Raw genomic sequence first — 20,857 nt, forward strand, 5'->3', positions numbered from 1 at the left:
TGGGAGGGGGCTTGCCCCCGATGAGGCCCTAATCCACCACGCTGAATTCAAGCCTGGCGGTTTGACCGGCCTCATCCAGCACACTGAGCTGGTAGCGGCCCAAGCGCTCGAAACTGGCACTGATGCTGTCCTGGTTGGCACTGTCGCCCAGTGGCGCGCCGTTGAGGAACCACCAGCGCCGGCCGCTGCCGCCCAGGGCGGATAGCTTCAGCTGCAAAGCCTGCTGGCTGTCGGCCGGCAGGCGCAGTTGGTCGCCTTCGCGCACGCCGACAATCGACAGCGGTGAAGAGGCCGCCAAGGCCGGTGGCGGGCAGTCCGGGTCGGCCGCAGGAATGCGCGCTTCACGGCGTTCGGCCCTGGGCAACCAGGGCTCCAGCGGCGCGGGCCATAGGGCGATATTCCTGGCCTGCGCGCCGGGGCAGTGGGCATCCACTCGCAAGCCTTTGGCGTTGACCCACACGTTTTCCATCAGCCCTACGCTGAGCGGTTGATCCAATGCCTGTAAGGTCGGCGGCGTGGTGTTGTCCAGAGTCCAAGCAAAGCGCTGGCGTCGGCAATTGGGGTCGGCGCGGCTCATGGGCTGGCCCAGCGGCCAACAGATCGCCGCCACGCCGACATTGGCCGGCACCACTTTGACCGGCGCGCTGATACCGCGCTGGCTGTCGCGGTTGGTCAGCACATCGTGCACTTGCAGCATCAATGGCGCCGCCGACGCCAGACCGAACTGACCGGGCACGGGCGTGCCGTCCGGGCGGCCGATCCAGATGCCGATCAAGTAGCGCGGCCCCACACCAATCGCCCAGGCATCGCGAAAGCCGTAGCTGGTGCCGGTTTTCCAGGCCAGCACCGGGCGCTGGACCAACTCGGCGCGCGGGTCGCGGTCCGGCCGGGCCTGGCCGCTGAGGATGCGCCGCACAATCCAGGCGGCGCCTGGCGACAGTAACGGCCGTTCTCTGAGCGTATCGTCCGGTTGAAAGCGCAAAGTGGCGCTCTTGCCGTCGCGGGCGAAAGCGCTGTAGCCGCTCACCAGATCCTCCAGGCGGCTGCCGGCGCCGCCCAGGATCAGCGCCAAATTCGGCTCGGCCAGCGCCGGCAGCGCCAGGGGCACGCCGCCGATGCGCATCTGCGCGGCAAAACGCTTGGGCCCGTAGGCTTCCAGCAACTGCACCGCCGGCAGGTTGAGGGAACTGGACAGCGCCGTGCTCGCCGGCACCGCACCGGTAAAGCCCATGGAAAAGTTGCCCGGGCGGTAATCGCCGTAGCGCCGAGGCACGTCCTGCAGCAGCGACTCGGAATGAATCAAGCCGTCGTCCAGCGCCATGCCGTACAGGAAGGGTTTCAAGGTAGAGCCTGGCGAGCGCAAGGCGCTGACCATGTCCACATGCCCGAAGCGCCTGGCATCGTTGATGTCCACCGAACCCAAGTAGGCGCGCACCGCCATGGTTTCTTCTTCTACCACCAGGATCGCAGCCGAGGTGTGCTCCGGCAGACGCGCGCGCCAACCCAGCAGCAGGTCTTCCAGACGGCGCTGCAAGGAGGCGTCCAGGGTGGTGCGGATCAACGGCGGGCTGTCGGGACGGTTCAGGCGTCGCGCAAGCAACGGCGCCAGGCTGGGCTCCTGGCGTGGAGCGAGCAGCAGCGGTTCTTCCAGGGCTTCATCGACCGCCGTTTGCGGCCATACCTGGAATTCGGCGAGGCGCCGCAGCACCTTATCGCGGGCCTGCTGCGCACGTTGCGGATGGCGGTCCGGGCGCAGGCGGCTGGGCGCCTGTGGTAATACCGCCAGCAACGCGGCCTCGGCGTGGGTCAACTGCGCCGGGGATTTGCCCAGGTACGCCCAACTGGCCGCCGCCACGCCCTGCAAGGTGCCACCGAAGGGCGCACGGTTGAGGTACAGGTTGAGGATCTCGGCCTTGGACAGGTGCCACTCCAGCTGGGCTGTGCGCCACAACTGACGCAACTTGCCGTGCAAGGTGCGTGAGTGCGGGTCCAGCAGGCGCGCCACCTGCATCGACAGGGTGCTGCCACCCGACACCACCCGTTCCCCGGCCAGGTTCTGCCAGGTCGCCCGCACCAACGCCAGCGGGTTCACCCCCGGATGCTGATAAAACCAGCGGTCTTCATAGGTGAGCAGCGCATCGAGGTAATACGGCGACACCTCACTGGTCTGCACCGGATAGCGCCACACGCCGTCGGCATCGGCAAATCGCCATAACGGCGTGCCATCCTCGGCCAGCACCACCCGCGCCAAATCATCCTGAGGCAGCGGCAATGGCCAGATGCGGTCAGCCAGCCACAGCAGCGCAACGACTGACAGCACAGCACCCAAAAACCAGCGCAGCAACCGTGGGAGCCGAGTGAATCCAGCCATGAATAAACGAAACCTCAAACCGGCAAACCTCTATGCTTGTGGGGAACTAGCCCGCTGCAATAACAACCAAAGGCACACACCCGCCCACCTTCTGATCAGGACACATATATGCAGGTAGAAAGCTTCTTCGAATGGCTGGGCCAGGCGCTCGGTTCCGTCATCCGCTTTATCGTCGACGGCCTCAGCGGACTGTTCGGCGCCCTGACCCACGCCGGCAGCAACTTCGTCGAAGGCCTGTCCCGCACCTTGGGCATGGACACTTCGATCATCAGCATCATCACCCTGATCATCGGCCTGATGCTGCTCTACTCGGCCGTACGCGCCTTTATGCGGGCGTCGATAATCATGGGCATCATCTGGCTGATGCTCGGCCTGTGGCTGCTCAGTTGGGTCGTGCATTAACGTTAAGCACGCCACAGCCCCCTGTGGGAGGGGGCTTGCCCCGATAGCAGCGTTCCAGTCAACGCACCTGGCAACTGACCCACCGCCATCGGGAGCAAGCTCCCTCTCACATTAGCGCCGATTCCGAGTTGAGAAATCAGCGCCCCTTGATCACCAGATCCGCCGGGGTCTCACCCACCGCCTGCCAGTTCGGCCGATACATCGACTCCACCTGCGGCGGCGGCACGCGATAGGTGCCCGGCGTTACGGCACGCGCCAGGTACAGCAGGTGCGTGGTGACATCGCTGTCCAGATTCAAGGCCGCCACGTAGCGGTCATCGCGGAACTCCTGGTGCTTGAGCGATGCGTTCTGCATCGACTCACGCCACTCCTTCACTTGGCTGCTGGCGTTTTCCAGGCTGGCGGCGCTTTGTGCCAGGTTCTGGTTTTCCAGCTCCAGGCCTGCGGGGAGCAAATCCACCACCAGAGCGTCCGGCACCCGTTGCTTGGCTTTAACTGCCACATGCACCAGCACCAGGTCGCCGCTGTTGAGGTTGCGCAGGTTCAACGGCTGACCGTTCATGCCAAGGTACTCGCGGCGGATGCTCAGGTTGTCGCCCCCCGGTGCCGGTGGGACTTGTGGGTAACCGGAGATCGTCAGTTGCTGGTACACCGGCGTCTCCCCCTGATTGCTCAGGGCCAGGTCGGCGGACAGCAGCTTGCCGTCCAATGCCAGTGTCGACTGCTGATTATTCAACTCATGCACCCCGCCGCTGCCGGTAAGCGACACTTGCCAGTTGGCCTCCGGTTGCGCGAACCCCAGACGCCCGGCGAGGAACAGCGAATTGCGCTCCTGGGTCGACAGATACGGGCTGGCCGCCAATTGATCCGACAAGGTAAACAGCCGCTCCTCGCGCTTGCCCTTGGCTAGGTCGTTTTCTTCAAGCAGCGCCAGGATCATCGCCTGATCGCGCAATGGGCTGCCGTAATCGGCCAGCCAATCCTTGTTACTGCGCTGTGCGGCAAGGCCGGCGAGCAAGGCTTGATCGGCACGCGGTTGGTCGCCCATTTTCTGCAGGGCAATCGCCAACTGCACCAACGGCAACCCCGAGCGCGCATCGCTGCGCCGCTCGAACAGACTGCGCAACGCCCCTAACGGCGCCTGCTGGCTGCGCGCCAGGACCATGCCGGCATAAGCCTGCACGGCGAAGCGGGTGTGGTCGGCGTTGTCGCTGTAGTCGACGTCGATCAGGTTGCGCTCCTGCACATAACGCAGCAGGCGCTCGCTGGCTTTTTTCAGGGCCTCGGCCGGTACGGCAAAACCCTGGTCACGGGCGCGCAGCAGGAAGTCGGTGACGTACGCGGTCAGCCAATATTCCTCTTCGCCATCGGCACCCCACAAGCCAAAGCTGCCGTTATAGCGCTGCATGCCCAGCAGGCGTTCGATGCCCAGTTCGATTTTGCGCTTGCGCTCGGCGTCCGACTCACCCTTGATACCCAGGCGCTTGAGCAACGCGTCATCGGCATACAGCGAGGGATACAGGCCGCTGGCGGTCTGCTCCAGGCAACCATAGGGATAGGCCTTGAGCGCACTGATCTGCGCGCCCAGGTTCAACGGCGGCCGGCTCGACAGGCTCAGCAAGGCTTCACGCCCCGAGGCATCGAATTGATCCAGCGTGCCAACGGGCAACTTCCACGGTTCGCTTTTGAGCACCGCGCGATAATGCTTGAGCAGCGCCGGGTAGGCTGGGCGCACGCCCAACGTCCATTCGCGGCTGAACGGCGGCAGCTGTTCGCCCGGCAGGTCCAGGCCATTGACGGTCACTTTGAGCTTGCCCTGCCCCAGCCCACCCCAGGCTTTCACCGGGATGCGCAGCGTGGTGCGCTGGCCTTGCTTGAGTTCGACCGATTGCGCGCCGGCATCGACCAGTTCCAACTGGCCTTCGGCACTCAGTTGCACATCGAGCTTCTGCGCCTTGCCCGACAGGTTGGACAGGTCCAACGCCAGGCTCGTCTGGTCGCCGCCGGCCAGGAAGCGCGGCGCCGACAGTTCGGCCACCAGCGGCGCGGCGACCACGGTCTTGGCTTCGGCCATGCCGTAGCGGTCATCGCTCCAAGCCTGGGCCATCAGGCGCAACTCGCCGTTGAAATCAGGAATATTGACGCTGACTTCACCCTCGCCCTTGTCATTCAACGTCACCGGCGCGCTTTGCAGCGCCACGATGGTCAGGCTGGTGTCAGGGCGTTTGCCACCTTTGGCCAACGCCGCGTCACCGCCGAACGCCAGACTGGCCAGACGGCCCTGGCCGGCTTCGATCAACTGGCCGTAGATGTCGAACTGATCCACGCCATAAGCCTTACGGCCGAACAGGCTGGCGTACGGGTCGGGCGTCGGATATTCGGTGATATTGAGGATGCCCACGTCCACCGCTGCCACCAGCACATGTACTTGTTTAGGCACGCTGCCATCGGCATTCCGGGCGGCGACCTTCACCGTGAGCGGTTGCTTGGGACGCATTTTTTCCGGAGCGCTGAGGGTCACGCCGAGCTTGCGCTGGGTGCGATCCAGGGGCAAGTGCAGCAGGCCCACCGCGCGTTTCGGGGTGATATTGGCTTTGCGCTCGCCGGGACGAATCACCAGGGCGCTGACATACAGGTCATGGCGCGACCATTTCGGGTCAAGCTTCACGGCAAAACTCTTGCCTTCGGCCGGCACGTCGATTTCCTGCCACCACAGCGGCCCTTCGGCGGATTCCACCAGCAAGTAGCCCTTACCGGCGGCCGGCGGCGTGACCGTGATGTTAGCGGTATCGCCATCGCCATAGGCTGGCTTATCCAGCGCCAGCTTGACCTGATCGGGGCGCACGGCGCCGCCTTCGGTGTTGTCCTGGGCCTGATAACCGGCCCAGAAACGCAGGCTGCTGACTAGGCCGGTCTGCGGGTCTTCGACCTCCACGCGATACGGCCCCCACTCCACCTGGAAGCTGACCTTGGCGGTATCACCGGCCTTGATGTTGAGGGTCTGCTCGTCGAGGTTGAGGAATTTCTCGTTGTAGTGGTAGCTCCAGCCGTCGTTGTCGGAGTAGTTCCAGTAGTAGTCACGGCGTTCGCGCACCAGGCGCACTTTGAGGTTGGGCGCGGCAAGCTTCTGGCCGTCCTGATTGGCCAGCAGCACTTCGAATTCCGCCGGGCCGTCGCCATTGGTTTCCTTGCCGTCAAACAGCCCGCGCAGGCCCGGCAGTTGCTTGGCCGGCCAGATCGGCTGCACCAGGCGCCGTGTGATCGGCCGCCCGCCCGACTCATGCAGGCTGGCCTGCACGATCAGTTGCAGCGGCGACTTGGCCTCGGCCCACTTGCTCTCCAGGCTCAGGACCTCCTGGCCCTTGGCGTCGAGCACGTTTTCGTCAATCTCGAAATCCTGGCTCAGGTCCTCCTCGGTGACGGAACCGAACTCGTAGCCCGGCAGCGACTTGACCGCCTCGCGCAACGGCCGCACATAAACCTGGCCGCTCACCCGGTTACCCGAAGCCGGCGCGCCGTAGAGGTAGCGCCCCGTGAGCTGGATTTGCGGGCTGTCCGCCGGGCTCAACGGCGTGTCGCTGCCCTTGAGTTCCAGGGCCAAGCGTTCGGGCAGGAAGTCTTCAACGAGGAATTCGTACAACTGCGGCTTGCCGTCGCCCAAGTCGAACACCAGCTGCCAGCGCCCGGTCGGCGCCTCGCCGGCCAATTGCAGGGCGTATTGATAAAGGCCGGATGCGTCGGCATCCCACACGAATTTGCGGCTGACCTGTTCATCCGGACGACGCACTTCGACGCTCACCGGCTGCGGCTTGACCGTGTTGCCGTCCTTGTCTCGCAGCAAGGCGTTGAGCAGCACGGTTTCGCCTGGGCGATACAGGTCGCGCGGGCCGAATACAAAGAACTGCAAGGGGTGGGACGGCTGGCCGCCGATGTCGAATTCGGCCAGGTCCAGCGCGGCGCTATCCAGGCGCAACAGGCTGGTCTGCTCACCCTGCTTGGCCAGCAACACCTGGGCTTTTTTCGGCAGCGGCAACTGCGCGTGGCCGCCCTTTTCGGTCTTGCCCTCGGCCAGCACGCGGCCATCGCCGTCCAGCACTTCCAGGTCCACGTCATCCAGGGCTTTGCCGCCTTCCAGGGCCTGGGTAAAGACGTCGAGGCGATTGCTGTAGCGGTGCACCGACAGGCCAATGTCGCTCAGGGTGAACAGCGTGGCCGGTTGGGAATAGTTATACGTGCCCGACGCACGCATCACCGCCAGGTATACGCCAGGCTGCTGCAATTGCTTGAGGCCAGCGATCGGCAGCAGCAGGGTTTCGCGGGTATTGCGCGCAGGGTTCAAATCGAAACGCCCGCCGTAGACCAGATCGGCCATGGGCAGCAACTCGCGGGACTCGTAACTTTGCAGGCTGGTATTGCGCCCCCACTGCGCCAGGAACGACGGCAGGGACTCGGGCTTGATGCGGAAGAATTCGACGTCGATTTTGTCGACGTTCAGCGCGATCACCGGCAGGCCCTCGGCCAGGCGCGTCGGCAGCAGGGTGCCGCGACTGGCGAAGCCGACGGTGGCTTGCAGGTCGCGGGTTTCCAGGCGGGCGATGTACTCGGCGGCGAGTTTATTATCGTTGACGGCCTTGAGCCCGGCGTCGACGGTGAGCACCAGTTTGCGCTGCGGTTCGAGGTGACGCAGGCGCAATTCCATCAGGTTATCGGAGAGTTCCCAGGCGCCGTCGACCTTGCCGGACTTACTGTCGACCAGGTGCAGCTTGTCGGCAAACTTCTGCTCCGGGTCCAGGGGAATGGAGAAGCTCACCGATAGCGTGCTGGCACCGTCCAACTGCACCTCGGACACGTCTACCACGCTTAATTCACGCCCGGCATAGCGCTGCTTCAGCGCCGCCACATCCACCGCCGCTTTGATCGGCTTGGGGGCGGTGCTGGTGGTCGCCACGGGTGCGGTGGGCGCAGTGGGTTTATCGGAAGAATCGCAGGCGCTCAGCAGGGCCAGGGCGCAGGCCAGGAACAATCCTTTGTTAAGCATGGGGCACTCGTTGTCAGAGGGAACCGGGGGTGTGAACTATATATCAGCCCGAGCGGGGCCGATGTGGTGCTGGTCACATTGACCGACGGAGGGTGGGTTGGTTCGCAGCCGTTTGAACCCCCCAGCCAAATCCCACAGCCACCTCCCACATTGGCTCTGCTGCATGGCTAATGGATGGTTACAATGTCGTTCCCCCAAGGAGCCTGCATGTCCACCTTACTGACCGACTGGCGCGACCGCCCCACCCACCGCCGCGTATGGGCCCTGGCTGCGCCGATGATTCTGTCGAATATCTCGGTGCCGTTGGTTGCCCTGGTCGACAGCATGGTGATCGGCCATTTGCCGCATGCCCACCAATTGGGCGCGGTGGCCGTGGGTGCCAGCCTGTACACCTTTCTGGCCTGGGCCATGGGTTTTCTGCGTATGGGCTCCACTGGTTTCGCCGCTCAGGCCGCCGGGCGCAAGGATGGCGCGGCGCTGCGACAGATCCTGCTGCAAGGCTTGCTGCTGGCGCTTGGGCTGGCCATATTGCTGGGCACGGTGGGCATCCCCCTGAGCCATACGGCACTGGAATGGATGCAGCCGTCCGAGCAACTGAATCAACTGACCCGGGATTTTTTCCACACCCGCCTGTTCGGCCTGCCCGCTGCACTGGCCAGCTATGCGCTGGTTGGCTGGTTCCTCGGCACGCAGAACGCCCGCGCGCCGCTGGCGATTCTGCTGACCACCAACCTGGTCAATATCGCCCTGAACCTTTGGTTCGTGCTTGGCCTGGAGTGGGGCGTGGCGGGGTCGGCACGCGCCTCGGTCATCGCCGAGTGGACCGGTGCCTTGCTTGGCCTGGCCCTCACGCAAAAAGCCCTACGCGCCTACCCCGGGAATATCGCCTGGGCGGCCCTCAAGCGCTGGCAGAGCTGGCGCCCGTTGCTGGCGGTCAACCGCGACATTTTTATCCGCAGCCTGGCGTTGCAGTCGGTGTTTTTCATGATCACGGTGCAAGGCGCGCGCCTGGGCGACGCCACCGTGGCGGCCAATGCGCTACTGCTCAACGGCCTACTGCTGACCGCCCACGCCCTGGACGGCCTGGCCCACGCGGTGGAGGCACTGTGCGGTCACGCCATCGGCGCACGGGACCGGCAAACCCTGCGGCGTTCGCTGGTAGTGGCCGGTGGTTGGTCACTGATCGCCAGCCTTGGGTTTGCATTGTTGTTCACCGTCGCCGGCCATCTGTTTATCGCCATGCAGACCGATATCCCCAGCGTGCGCGAAACCGCGGACATCTACCTGCCTTACCTAGCGGTACTGCCCTTGATTGCGGTGTGGAGTTATCTGCTGGATGGGCTGTTTATCGGTGCTACGCGGGCGCGGGAAATGCGCGATGGGATGTTGTTGACGGTATTGATCGTGCTGCCGTTCGCGTGGGTCTTGCAGGGGTTGGGCAATCACGGGTTGTGGATAACCTTCCTGCTGTTTATGGCGCTGCGCAGTTTCACGTTGTGGGTTATCGCGTGGCGCTTGAGCAAAAAGAACCAATGGTTTGGCGATCCGACCTGTTAGTTTTCACAGGTTACAAACCGACCCGCCGGGCGTTGAATGGCCATGGGTAATCCCCATCCCATACATTCAAGGAGAGTCGGATATGAACATCACGAAAGCACTGTGGATGGCCGCCGCTTGCACACTCGCAACCACTGCTGGCTGCACTAATGGGCAAGGGCCGGCCAATGTTCAGGGCATGCTGGAGGTGGAAAACAGCAGCCAGTTCAATCTGATAGTCACCCAAGAAGCCGATGTTCACCAACTTGCGCCAAAAGGTCGAGTTGAGCTGCCCATTGATGACCGAGTCGTCATGGTGCACCGTAGAAACGGTAACGTTGACAGAATTGACCGACTTAGCCTTGAGTTCAACACCGCTCAATGCGGGCACAGTGTGTGCCTGAAAGTGCACTGAAGCGCCCGCCGATACGACGCACGGAAAACACCGTGCGTCGCTCAAGACGGTATCAGGAAGACAAGTAGGACGAACGCGTCAGCCCCAGACGCAACGCGTCCAGGAACTGGGTGCGCTCCGACGCGCTGATCTTCGCGCTGGCGCACTTGTCACGGTAGTGCGTCATCAACTCCTCCGGCGACAAGTGCACGTAGCGCAGCATGTCTTCGATGGTGTCGTGGGTTTCGATCCCGGCGCTGTACACCGTGCCGTCTTCACGCTGGTAGATGTTCACCGAGTCGGTGTCGCCGAACAGGTTGTGCATGTCGCCGAGAATTTCCTGGTAGGCGCCGACCAGGAAGATACCCAGCAGGTAGTCCTCGCCTTCCTTCAGGGCGTGTACCGGCAGGCTGGTTTCGATGCTCTGCTCGTCGACGTATTGCTTGATCTTGCCGTCGGAGTCGCAGGTCAGGTCCTGCAGCACCGCACGGCGCAGCGGCTCTTCGTCGAGACGGTGCAGCGGCAGGATCGGTAGCACTTGGCCGATGGCCCAGGTGTCGGGCAGGCTCTGGAAGACCGAGAAGTTGCAGATGTACTTGTCGGCCAGTTTGTCGTTGAGTTCGTCCAGGACTTGGCGGTGCGAGCGCTGGCGGGCTTTCAGCGAGTTATGCAGGCGACGGCACACGGCGAAGTAGCACTGCTCGGCCAGGGCCTTTTCCGCCAGGGTCAGTTTGCCGTCGGCGTACTGGGTGGCCACATCACTCATGTAGTGGGTGGCGCGCCAGTAGGTTTCGGTGACCATCTCGATGTCGGTCGGGCCGAGCAGGTCCACCAGCCATTGCACGGTTTCCGGCAGGCTTTCCTTGTTCTCGATCAGCGGGATTTCGTCGTTGTGTTTCTCGACGTCGGTCACCTGCACCACCAGCATGGCGTGGTGAGCGGTCAGGGAACGGCCGCTTTCGGAGAAAATGTTCGGATGCGGCAGGCTCTGCGCGTCGCAGAACTCCTTGAGCATGCCCACCACCACGCCGGCGTAGTCGTCCATGTCGTAGTTGATGGAGCTGGCGTTACGCGAGTGAGTACCGTCGTAGTCCACGCCCAGGCCACCGCCGACGTCGATGTGATCCACCGGCAGGCCGAGGTTACGCAGTTCGCCGTAATAACGAATGGCCTCTTTGAAGCCGTGCTGGTAGTCGGCCAGGTTGGCGATCTGCGAGCCCATATGGAAGTGCAGCAGACGAATGCCCTGATCCAGGCCTGCGGCGCGGAAGCGCTCGACCACCGACAGCAACTGCGCGGCCGACAAACCGAACTTGGATTTCTCGCCACCGGTGTCCGCCCACTTGCTCGACGCCAAGGACGACAAGCGCACGCGCAAGCCCACCTGAGGCTTGACCTTGAGGCTCGCGGCCTCTTCGATCACCAGGCCGACTTCGGATTCTTTTTCGATCACGATAAACACGTTGTGGCCCAGCTTCTGGCCCATCAGCGCCAGACGGATGAACTCACGGTCCTTGTAACCGTTGCAAACGATAGTGCCGCCCTTCGGTGCCAACGCCAGCACGGCCAGCAGCTCGGGCTTGGAGCCGGCTTCGAGGCCAATGGAAACGTTCTGGGTGGCGATGATGTTCTCGATCACCGCTTCCTGCTGGTTCACCTTGATCGGGTACAGCGCGGTGTACTTGCTCTGGTACTCCAGGCGTTCGATGTTCGAATCGAAAGCACCGGTCAGTTGGCGCACACGGTCTTGCAGGATGTCGGGGAAGCGCACCAGCAGCGGCAGCGACAGCCCGCTTTTGCGTAGCTCGTCGACTTGCTCGTAAAGGTCGACGGGCGTGCTGTTCGGGCCGTTCGGACGAACTTCAACGCGACCGGCGTCATTGATCGCGAAATACCCGGCCCCCCAATGGCGGATCCCATAAACACTGCGGCTGTCCGCAACGGTCCATTGGCTGCCATCGTCTTTGCGTGTGCGTCGTACGGACATCGAAGTCCCCTATAAATGAAGTCGAAGGCACCGCCTCGGGTTCGAGGCCGGCGCAGTCTAAAGAATGAAAATGACGATTTGCCTGTAAGAGAGGTAGACCCCACTCGCAGGACAGAGTTTAGACACTGGCCGGTAAGAGGCTCAGCCGCCGGACTTTTTGGCCTTGTATCCCAGCTTGATCAGCTCGGCCAATAACAGCTCGACGTGGTCGCCCTGGATCTCGATGACGCCGTCTTTCAACGCACCACCGGTGCCACAGCGCTTTTTCAGCGTGGTGGCCAGTTCCTTGAGGGGCTCCGCGGCCAGGGGCACGCCGGTGATGGTGGTCACCGTCTTGCCGCCGCGGCCCTTGCTCTCGCGTCGCACGCGGGCAATACCGTCGCCTTCGGGAATCAGGGTCTGTTTGCAGATGCAGGCGTCCACGGGCTGACGACAGTCCGGGCAGTGTCGACCTGCGTCGGTGGAAAATACCAGGCCACCAAGGGCGGCGAAGGATGCGGCTTTTTTGGCCACCGGCAATCCTCTTGGGAGGATGAAGACTGATCGGCCCCCAAAAGGGTCAGCCGACCGCGAAGCCCCACTCAGGCAGGGGCAGCGCTACCGCATCGCCAAAGCGACGCGGGTGAAAAGTCGCGCAGTGTAACGGCAAAAAGCACGCTTGCTAAGAGCCAAATGGCGCCAATTCATGCAACTTTAGCGACGCAAGGCCAGATAGCGACGCAAGCCCTCTTGGGCGTCAGGGCAGTAAGGTTTTTTCTTGGCGTCCTGCAAGACTTTGCTGATGGGTAAAAAGCGCGCCTCCATCACCTCTTCTGGCTGTAACCGCAGAGGGCCATCCCACACGGCTGAATAGGATTTACACCAGAGCCGACTGTCACCATCCTCGAAATAGAAATGGTCATGTTCTACCAGATCCACCCCGCCCACGCCCAACTCCTCTTCCAGCTCACGGGCCGCCGAGACCGCGTAAGACTCACCCGCCGCGACCATTCCACCCGCCGCCGTGTCCCAGAACCCTGGGTACAGGGCTTTGCTCAGGGTGCGCCGATGCACGCACAGCTCACCCTTGGAGTTGAAGAGGAAGATAAACGTGCAGCGGCCGATCAAGCCACGCGCGCGCAGATCGGACCTGACGAGGTGGCCGAGCAGGTTGTCCTGCTCGTCGACCCAACAGATCAGTTCGGCATCGGAGGCCGCGCGATGGGCCTCCTCCCGTTGACTGGCATCCATCATCAACCCTGGTTGAGCAGTTGACGCAGGTCGATCACCGCAGCGTTGGCTCGGGAAATGTAATTGGCCATGACCAGCGAGTGGTTGGCCAGCACGCCAAAACCGCTGCCATTGAGGATCATCGGGCTCCACACCGGCTCTTGCGAGGCTTCCAGTTCACGAATGATCTGGCGCACGCTGACGGTGGCGTTCTTCTTGGCCAGCACATCGGCAAAGTCGACTTCGATCGCACGCAGCAGGTGAGACAGTGCCCAGGCCTGGCCACGGGCTTCGTAGAACACGTTGTCGATCTGCATCCATGGGGTTTCCACCACTTCTTCGTCGACCTGCGGCACCTCACCCGGGGCGAGCGCCTCGGTTTTCAACGCGGTATTGAGTTTTACCCGACCGACACTGGCCGACAGGCGCTGGGACAACGAACCCAGGCGCGTGGCGACATCGCCCAGCCAATTGTTCAGGTTGTCGGCGCGGGCGTAGAACAGCGCGCCTTTCTGGTTGGGATCGGAGAGGCGCGCTTCGTAGCGGCTCAGGGAGTTGATGCCTTCCTGGTACTCAGACTCACTGGACGGCAGCACCCAGCTCTTGTTGTCGAAGTTGAAGCGTGGCTCAGCCTTGGCCAAGTCAGCGTCTTCAGCCGATTGGGATTGGGAGCGGGCGAAGTCTTTACGCAGGGCACGAGTCAGGTCGCGCACTTGCACCAGCACGCCGTATTCCCAGCTGGGCATGTTGTCCATCCACAGGCCCGGCGGGAAGCGGTCGTTGGAAATGTAGCCACCGGGCTTGTTCAACAGCGTGCCGACCACAGTCTTGAGGGTTTCAACGGTGGTGAAGCCCACGACCATCTGCTTGCCGTCTTTTTCGGCAGCGATCTGCGCGTTTTGCTGGACCGGAAACAGCGCCGGCTCTTCGCTCCAGTACCAGCCCAGAGCGCCGGTGACCAACAGGTACAGGCCGAGTACGCTGAGTACGGCCCGACTCATCAGCAGCGTACGAAAATAGCCGCGGTTAGTCGATTTGGGTTCAGGCGCGGGGCCGGTGGCACTGCCTGCACGGTTTTTCCAGTCCAGCATGGCGATATCCTTTCAATCACTTGAGTTCATGCACTTGAATTGAGGGCGTGCGTTCAAAACACTCCGACCACAACCCTACCCCATCGTGCCCGCCGGTGCGGGGCTTTTATCCAAACTGGCGCAACCGGCACATTCAACTATATAAGGATGCACGTTTTTTTTGCCGCGCGACCATCGAGTCAGTAACTGAATGCCGAAGACGCACAGTTAATTGACGTATGACACTCATTGGCATGAAAAGAGGTGCTAGCATAGAGCCATCAGTCGACTTCAGCATGCACCTTCACCAAGTAGTCAGGATATGACCGAGCCAGAAGACCCCAGCCGTGAGCGTCTCAAGCAGCATTTTGCCCAGCGGGTAATTCATCAGGCACGTCAAATTCTTGAGATCTGGCAGCGCCTGCAACGCAGCGAATGGTCGAGCGCCGACCTCTCCGAACTCAGCGAGGCCAATTTGCGCTTGCTGCGTTTTGCCGAGCGCTTTGAGCAGCCAGAGCACGGTCAACTGGCTCACCATATCGGCGAATCCCTTAAAGCGGTGGACGAGAACCGCGGCCGCCTGAGCAGCCATTTGATCACTGAACTCAACCGCTTGATGCAGCGCCTGTCCCGCACCGGCCTGCGTCAGGGCGACCAACTGGAACAAACCGTTCTGCCGCCGATGCGCAAGCCGATCTACGTGATGCTGGCCGACCACGACCGCGCCGAGCGACTGGCCAAGCAGTTGGAGTTCTTTGGGATGAGCGCCCAATCCTTGGACAGCGTAGCGGCATTTCGCTCGTCCATGGCCGAGCGTCTGCCATCCGCCATCGTGATGGACGTGGATTTCTGCGGCACCGGGCTGGGCCTCAAGCTCGCCGCCGAAGCCCAAGAGGGCCTGGAGCAAAAACTGCCGCTGCTGTTTTTCAGCCTGCACGAAACCGACACCCCCACACGCCTGGCCGCCGTACGCGCCGGGGGCCAGGAATTCCTCACCGGCACGCTGGAAGCCTCCAGCCTGCTGGAAAAGATCGAAGTGCTGACCTGCGTCGCCCAGTACGAACCTTATAAAGTACTGATCATCGATGACTCGCGGGCCCAGGCCCTGCACACCGAGCGCCTGCTCAACAGCGCCGGCATCGTCACCCGCACCTTGATCGAGCCGATCCAGGCCATGGCCGAATTGGCGGATTTCCAGCCCGACCTGATCATCCTCGACATGTACATGCCCGCCTGCACCGGCACCGAGCTGGCCAAGGTGATCCGCCACAATGACCGTTATGTGAGCGTGCCGATCATCTACCTGTCGGCCGAGGACGATCTGGACAAGCAACTGGATGCCATGAGCGAGGGCGGCGACGACTTCCTCACCAAGCCGATCAAGCCGCGCCACCTGATCACCACCGTGCGCAACCGCGCGGCCCGCGCCCGTAACCTCAAGGCGCGGATGGTGCGCGACAGCCTGACCGGTCTGTACAACCACACCCATATCCTGCAACTGCTCGAAGACTGCAGCTTCCGCGCGCGCCGTGAAAACAAGCCGCTGAGCTTTGCCATGCTCGATATCGACCACTTCAAGCGCGTCAATGACAGCCACGGCCACCCGATGGGCGACCGCGTGATCAAGAGCCTGGCGCTGTTTCTCAAGCAGCGGTTGCGCAAGACCGACTTTATCGGGCGCTACGGCGGTGAGGAGTTCGCCATCGTCATGCCCGACACCGACCTGGAATCGGCCTGCAAGGTGCTGGATGAAATTCGCGAACGCTTCGCCGAAATCCACTACCCCGCCCAGCCCCATGATCTGTGGTGCACCTTCAGCGCCGGCCTGGTGGAGTTGTGCGACGGTTCCGACAGCCTGATGATGGCGGCCCAGGCCGACGAGGCGCTGTACCGCGCCAAAGGTGGAGGACGCAACCGCGTACAGGCGGCGCGCACGTCAAAGCAAAGTGCCATCTTTTCACCGGAATCCACTGACTCCGTCATAACGCTGTAATAGAAACGCAATAACTTCAGGCACTTATCTTTTGCTGCCGGCTGAAACCACGCATGCGCCTGAAGCTGCTGACCAATCTCAACACCCTCCTGTTAGTGGCCGTGTGCCTGGCGCTGGGGGCGACCTTATGGTGGTCGCAACGCGCCTTGGAGCGCCCTTATCTGCTGATGGAACGCTACCTGAGCCTGTCGCAGACCTTTCAGAACCAGGCGGCACGCAATATCGAGGACTATCTGGCCAGTGGCGATGCGCTGCGTTTGAGCGGCGCCAGCCAAAGCCTGGAAAGCCTGCTGCAACATCTGGATGAACTGCCCGCCGAGCTGACGCAGAGCCTGCGCCCCAGCCTGGTGGAGCTGGACACCTTCAGCAAGACCGACCTGCTCGCCGCCGGCAAGTTGGCCGGCGACCCGCAAGCCTTGTTGGTGCAGGCCGAGCGCGAGCTGGGCGCGAACCTGGAACAGCTGAGCCAGTACGCCACGGGGGTCAACTCCCCGGAAGCTGCACGCTACCTACCAGCGCTGCTGGCCGCGTCCCAGCACTTGGGCAAACTCTCACTGGCCCGCGACAAACTGGTCAGCAGCGGGCGCGCCGAGCTGGCCGATGACGTGGAGCGCGAACTGGGCCAGATCCGTGGCCAGGCCGACCTGCTGGAACAGTTGCCATTACTGGGTGTGAAAGCCAGCGCCGAATCCAATACCGATGACTTCTCCGCGTTGATGGGCCTGGAAAACACCGAAAAAGCCGAAGCCCAGGACAGCGGCGTCGACCTCAAGCGCGAACTCAACAGCCTGCTGACCCGTTACCCGGCCGAACTCAAACGCACCCGCGCGCAGATCCAGCAGCGCGCCGATCTGGCCGCCGCCACGCATCTGAAGATCAACGCGGTGCAACAGGCCATCGCCGGGCTGGAACCGGCGGTGCGCGCGCAGCATGGCAAAATCCAGGGCGAAGTGCGCCTGATGCAAGGCGTGATGATTGGCCTGATCCTGCTGATCGCACTGCTGATCGACACCCTGCAACGCCGCCTGGCCCGAGTGCTGACCAGCCTGGCGCCGGCCTTATCGACCTGGGCCGAGGGCGACTTCAGCCAACCGATTGCCCTGGGCAAGACCAACCGCGAACTGCACGACATCGAAGCCTCACTGAACCGCTTGCGTGCCTATCTGGTGGACTTGGTAGGCACCATTCGTGGCAATGCCGAAGAAGTTGCCGGCAGCAGCCGCGCGCTGGCCGAGTTGAGCAGCGGCCTGCACGACGGCGCCGAACGCCAGGCCGGCGATACCGCGCAGATCCGCGACTCCCTGGGTGAGCTGGAAGCGACCATTCAGCAAGTGGCCGGCGACGCCAGCCAGGCCGCCGGCGCCAGCCGCAGCGCAGGCCAGGCGGTAGAACAGGGCCAGCGGGTGATCGGCCTGAGCCTGACCGGCCTGCATGCCCTGGTGGGCGAAGTACAGCAAAACGCGCAGATGATCGAAAAGCTCGCCGAAGAATCCGCCACCATCGGCGGCGTGCTGACGGTAATCCGCTCCATCGCCGACCAGACCAACCTGCTCGCACTCAACGCCGCCATCGAAGCCGCCCGCGCCGGGGAGGCCGGCCGCGGTTTTGCGGTGGTCGCCGACGAAGTCCGCTCCCTGGCCCAGCGCACCGCCGGCGCCACCGCCGAAATCCAAGAGTTGATCGCCGGCCTGCAAAGCGCCGCCCGCCAATCGGTGGAAGGCATGCGCGCCCAGGTGGAACACGCCGAAGCCACCGCCCAGCAAGCCCAGGCGGCCGATGGTGCGCTGGACGAAATCGTCGGCGCGATCCAGACCATTTCCGACACCGCTGTGCGCATCGCCGATGTCACCGCGCAGCAGAGTGGCGCGGTAAGTGAGATTCGCGATAACAGCGAGCGAATTCATCAACTGGGCGAAGATAATTTGCTGCGTATTGGCCAAGGTCGCAGCCAGGGTGAGCATTTGCTGGTGCTGGGTGGGCAGCTCAATACCGCCGTACAAGCATTCCGCGTCTAACCGGACCCAGCGTCATATCAAGAACTAATGTGGGAGGGGGCTTGCCCCCGATAGCGGTGGATCAGTTAGAGATACTGAGACTGTCACACTGCAATCGGGGGCAAGCCCCCTCCCACACTTGATCTCCATAGGGTTCATGACGTGTCGCCTATGACCGGATACTGGCCCACAGTCATAAATTTTGCGCAATCCTCGCTAATCGTGCCGCCTACTGCATAGAACTGGACAGTCACAAAGGCTTTGCGGCATAGTCGCCGGGTTCTGACGTACCCACCTCTATAACAAGGAACAGCCGATGGCGACCTTACTGGTTCTTCACGGACCCAACCTGAACCTGCTTGGCACCCGTGAACCGGGCGTCTACGGGGCAGTGACCCTCGATCAGATCAACCTCGATCTGGAACAGAGGGCCCGTGATGCCGGCCACCATCTGCAATACCTGCAAAGCAATGCCGAGTACGAGTTGATTGATCGCATCCATGCCGCGCGCGGCGAAGGTGTGGACTTTATCCTGATCAATCCCGCCGCTTTTACGCATACAAGTGTTGCATTACGTGACGCGCTGCTGGCGGTGAGCATCCCATTCATCGAAGTGCATTTGTCGAATGTGCACAAACGCGAACCTTTCCGCCATCACTCCTACTTCTCCGACGTAGCGGTAGGAGTGATCTGCGGCCTTGGCGCCAGCGGTTACCGACTGGCCCTGGAGGCCGCCCTGGAACAGCTTGAACAACCGGCCAAGCGCCCCTGACCGACCCTTGGGAGTTGATGATTCATGGATATCCGTAAAGTTAAGAAGTTGATCGAACTGCTGGAAGAATCCGGTATCGACGAGCTGGAAATCAAGGAAGGCGAAGAGTCCGTACGGATCAGCCGCCACAGCAAGACCCCGGCTCAACAATTCTATGCCCCGCAGATGCAAGCACCGGCTCCGGCTGCTGCTGCACCAGCCGCTGCACCGGCTGCCCCGGCTGCCCCGGCTGCTCCTGCTTCACCGGCAGCTCCTGCGCTGAACGGTTTCGTGGTCAAGTCGCCAATGGTCGGTACTTTCTACCGCACCCCGGCACCGACCTCGCCAGCCTTCGTTGAAGTGGGCAAGACCGTGAAAGTGGGCGACACCATTTGCATCGTCGAAGCGATGAAAATGATGAACCACATCACCGCTGAAAAAGCCGGCGTGATCGAGTCCATCCTGGTAGAAAACGGTCAGCCGGTTGAGTACGACCAGCCGCTGTTCACCATCGTTTGAACCGCGGAGCACCTTCGATGTTGAAACCTGCGAAGAAACTGCAAAAAGTCCTGATCGCCAACCGCGGCGAGATCGCGCTGCGTATCCTGCGCGCCTGTAAGGAAGAGGGCATCAAGACCGTCGCTGTTTACTCGACGGCCGACACCGAATTGATGCACGTTAAGCTGGCGGACGAGAGCATCTGCATCGGCCCGCCACTGGCCTCGAACTCCTACCTGAATATCCCGAACATCATCGCCGCGGCAGAAGTGACCGGCGCTGATGGCATCCACCCAGGCTACGGCTTCCTCGCGGAAAACGCCGATTTCGCCGAGCAAGTGGAAAAATCCGGGTTCGCCTTCATCGGCCCGAAAGCCGAGACCATTCGCCTGATGGGCGACAAGGTGTCGGCCAAGGACGCCATGATTGCGGCCGGCGTGCCAACCGTTCCAGGTTCCGACGGCCCACTGCCTGAAGACGAGGAAACCGCCCTGCGCATTGGTCGCGAAGTCGGTTACCCGGTGATCATCAAGGCCGCCGGTGGCGGTGGTGGTCGCGGCATGCGCGTGGTGCACAAGGAAGAAGACCTGATCGAAGCGGCCAAGCAGACCCGTGCGGAAGCCGGCGCCTGGTTCGGCAACCCGATGGTCTATCTGGAGAAATACCTGACCAATCCACGTCACGTGGAAGTGCAGGTACTGTCCGACGGCCAGGGCCACGCCATCCACCTCGGCGACCGTGACTGCTCGCTGCAACGCCGTCACCAGAAGGTGTTGGAAGAAGCGCCGGCTCCGGGCCTGGACGAAACCGCTCGCCAGGAAGTTCTGGCGCGCTGCGTCAAGGCGTGCATCGACATCAACTACCGTGGCGCCGGTACCTTCGAGTTCCTCTACGAGAACGGTCGTTTCTACTTCATCGAGATGAACACTCGCGTGCAGGTGGAGCATCCGGTTTCGGAGATGGTCACCGGTATCGACATCGTCAAGGAGATGCTGAGCATCGCCGCCGGCAACGTGCTGTCGTTCACCCAGGCTGACGTGAAGATTCATGGCCACTCCCTAGAGTGCCGAATCAACGCCGAAGACCCTAAAACCTTTATGCCGAGCCCAGGCCTGGTCAAGCACTTCCATGCTCCGGGCGGCAACGGCGTTCGCGTCGATTCGCACCTGTACAGCGGCTACAAGGTTCCGTCCAACTACGACTCGCTGATCGGCAAGCTGATCACCTGGGGCGCCACCCGCGACGAGGCCATGGCCCGTATGCGCAACGCTCTGGACGAAATCGTGGTCGACGGCATCAAGACCAACGTTCCGCTGCACCGGGAACTGGTCCGCGATGAAGGCTTCTGCGAAGGTGGTGTGAACATTCACTACCTGGAACACAAACTGGCCGACCAGTAAGTGCTCCACCCAACAAAACCGCCTTCGGGCGGTTTTGTTGTTTGTGGGCCCTCTATTGTGAAAATGTACACAACCCAAATGCGGGAGGGGGCTTGCCCCCGACTGCAGTGTGTCAGTCTGAGTCTCTCTAACTGGTCCACCGCTATCGGGGGCAAGCCCCCTCCCACATTTGACCGGCGTGCAGTCAGTAGTGTCGTCTTCTGCCCGCCGCTCG

At 62.4% G+C, this 20,857-nt stretch carries 14 protein-coding genes; 8 read left to right on the plus strand and 6 right to left on the minus strand.

What is annotated here, in order from left to right; genetic code table 11:
- Positions 1-28 precede the first annotated feature (28 nt).
- Positions 29-2,371, minus strand: coding sequence for a peptidoglycan glycosyltransferase PbpC (gene pbpC, locus ABX75_RS02025; RefSeq protein WP_047881379.1), 2,343 nt, complete (start codon positions 2,369-2,371; stop codon positions 29-31).
- A gap of 108 nt (positions 2,372-2,479) precedes the next feature.
- Here pbpC and ABX75_RS02030 point away from each other — a divergent pair, with 108 nt between their 5' ends.
- Complete coding sequence (locus ABX75_RS02030; RefSeq protein WP_034095695.1) at positions 2,480-2,773, plus strand: hypothetical protein; 294 nt, start codon at positions 2,480-2,482, stop codon at positions 2,771-2,773.
- Between the two features lie 136 nt (positions 2,774-2,909).
- Here the strand turns inward: ABX75_RS02030 and ABX75_RS02035 are convergent, their stop codons facing one another.
- Entirely contained in the window at positions 2,910-7,811 is a 4,902-nt protein-coding gene (locus ABX75_RS02035; protein WP_047881380.1) for an alpha-2-macroglobulin, read from the minus strand.
- Positions 7,812-8,018: 207 nt separating this feature from the next.
- Between ABX75_RS02035 and ABX75_RS02040 the strand changes: the two genes are divergently transcribed.
- Both ABX75_RS02040 and ABX75_RS02045 read left to right on the plus strand, forming a co-directional pair.
- Positions 8,019-9,368: an MATE family efflux transporter gene (locus ABX75_RS02040; protein WP_047881381.1), complete on the plus strand. Its 1,350-nt coding sequence runs from the start codon at positions 8,019-8,021 to the stop codon at positions 9,366-9,368.
- A gap of 82 nt (positions 9,369-9,450) precedes the next feature.
- Positions 9,451-9,762 (plus strand): hypothetical protein, encoded by a 312-nt coding sequence (locus ABX75_RS02045; protein WP_047881382.1) that lies wholly within the window; start codon positions 9,451-9,453, stop codon positions 9,760-9,762.
- Positions 9,763-9,814: 52 nt separating this feature from the next.
- Here the strand turns inward: ABX75_RS02045 and speA are convergent, their stop codons facing one another.
- The 4 genes from speA to ABX75_RS02065 all read right to left on the minus strand — a co-directional run bounded on the left by speA (position 9,815) and on the right by ABX75_RS02065 (position 14,028).
- A complete protein-coding gene (gene speA / locus ABX75_RS02050; protein WP_047881383.1) occupies positions 9,815-11,728 on the minus strand; it encodes an arginine decarboxylase in 1,914 nt (637 codons plus the stop codon).
- Between the two features lie 141 nt (positions 11,729-11,869).
- On the minus strand, positions 11,870-12,241 hold the full coding sequence (locus tag ABX75_RS02055; protein ID WP_034095690.1) for a translation initiation factor Sui1: 372 nt from the start codon (positions 12,239-12,241) through the stop codon (positions 11,870-11,872).
- 180 nt (positions 12,242-12,421) lie between these two features.
- Complete coding sequence (locus ABX75_RS02060; RefSeq protein ID WP_047881384.1) at positions 12,422-12,958, minus strand: NUDIX hydrolase; 537 nt, start codon at positions 12,956-12,958, stop codon at positions 12,422-12,424.
- 2 nt (positions 12,959-12,960) lie between these two features.
- On the minus strand, positions 12,961-14,028 hold the full coding sequence (locus tag ABX75_RS02065; RefSeq protein ID WP_034095688.1) for a DUF2333 family protein: 1,068 nt from the start codon (positions 14,026-14,028) through the stop codon (positions 12,961-12,963).
- Positions 14,029-14,329: 301 nt separating this feature from the next.
- Between ABX75_RS02065 and ABX75_RS02070 the strand changes: the two genes are divergently transcribed.
- The 5 genes from ABX75_RS02070 to accC all read left to right on the plus strand — a co-directional run bounded on the left by ABX75_RS02070 (position 14,330) and on the right by accC (position 20,643).
- Positions 14,330-16,000, plus strand: a complete 1,671-nt coding sequence (locus tag ABX75_RS02070) for a PleD family two-component system response regulator (RefSeq protein WP_034095687.1) — start codon at positions 14,330-14,332, stop codon at positions 15,998-16,000.
- 971 nt (positions 16,001-16,971) lie between these two features.
- A complete protein-coding gene (locus ABX75_RS29870) occupies positions 16,972-18,015 on the plus strand; it encodes a methyl-accepting chemotaxis protein (protein WP_371263974.1) in 1,044 nt (347 codons plus the stop codon).
- Positions 18,016-18,310: 295 nt separating this feature from the next.
- Positions 18,311-18,766, plus strand: coding sequence for a type II 3-dehydroquinate dehydratase (gene aroQ / locus ABX75_RS02080; protein WP_034095685.1), 456 nt, complete (start codon positions 18,311-18,313; stop codon positions 18,764-18,766).
- Positions 18,767-18,790: 24 nt separating this feature from the next.
- Positions 18,791-19,264 carry an acetyl-CoA carboxylase biotin carboxyl carrier protein gene (gene accB, locus ABX75_RS02085; RefSeq protein WP_047881385.1) on the plus strand — a complete coding sequence of 158 codons (474 nt, stop codon included), beginning with the start codon at positions 18,791-18,793 and terminating at the stop codon, positions 19,262-19,264.
- Between the two features lie 17 nt (positions 19,265-19,281).
- A complete protein-coding gene (gene accC / locus ABX75_RS02090; RefSeq protein WP_034095683.1) occupies positions 19,282-20,643 on the plus strand; it encodes an acetyl-CoA carboxylase biotin carboxylase subunit in 1,362 nt (453 codons plus the stop codon).
- Positions 20,644-20,857: the final 214 nt, after the last annotated feature.

It is taken from the genome of Pseudomonas sp. ARP3, assembly GCF_001029595.1.
Taxonomy (GTDB): domain Bacteria; phylum Pseudomonadota; class Gammaproteobacteria; order Pseudomonadales; family Pseudomonadaceae; genus Aquipseudomonas; species Aquipseudomonas rhodesiae.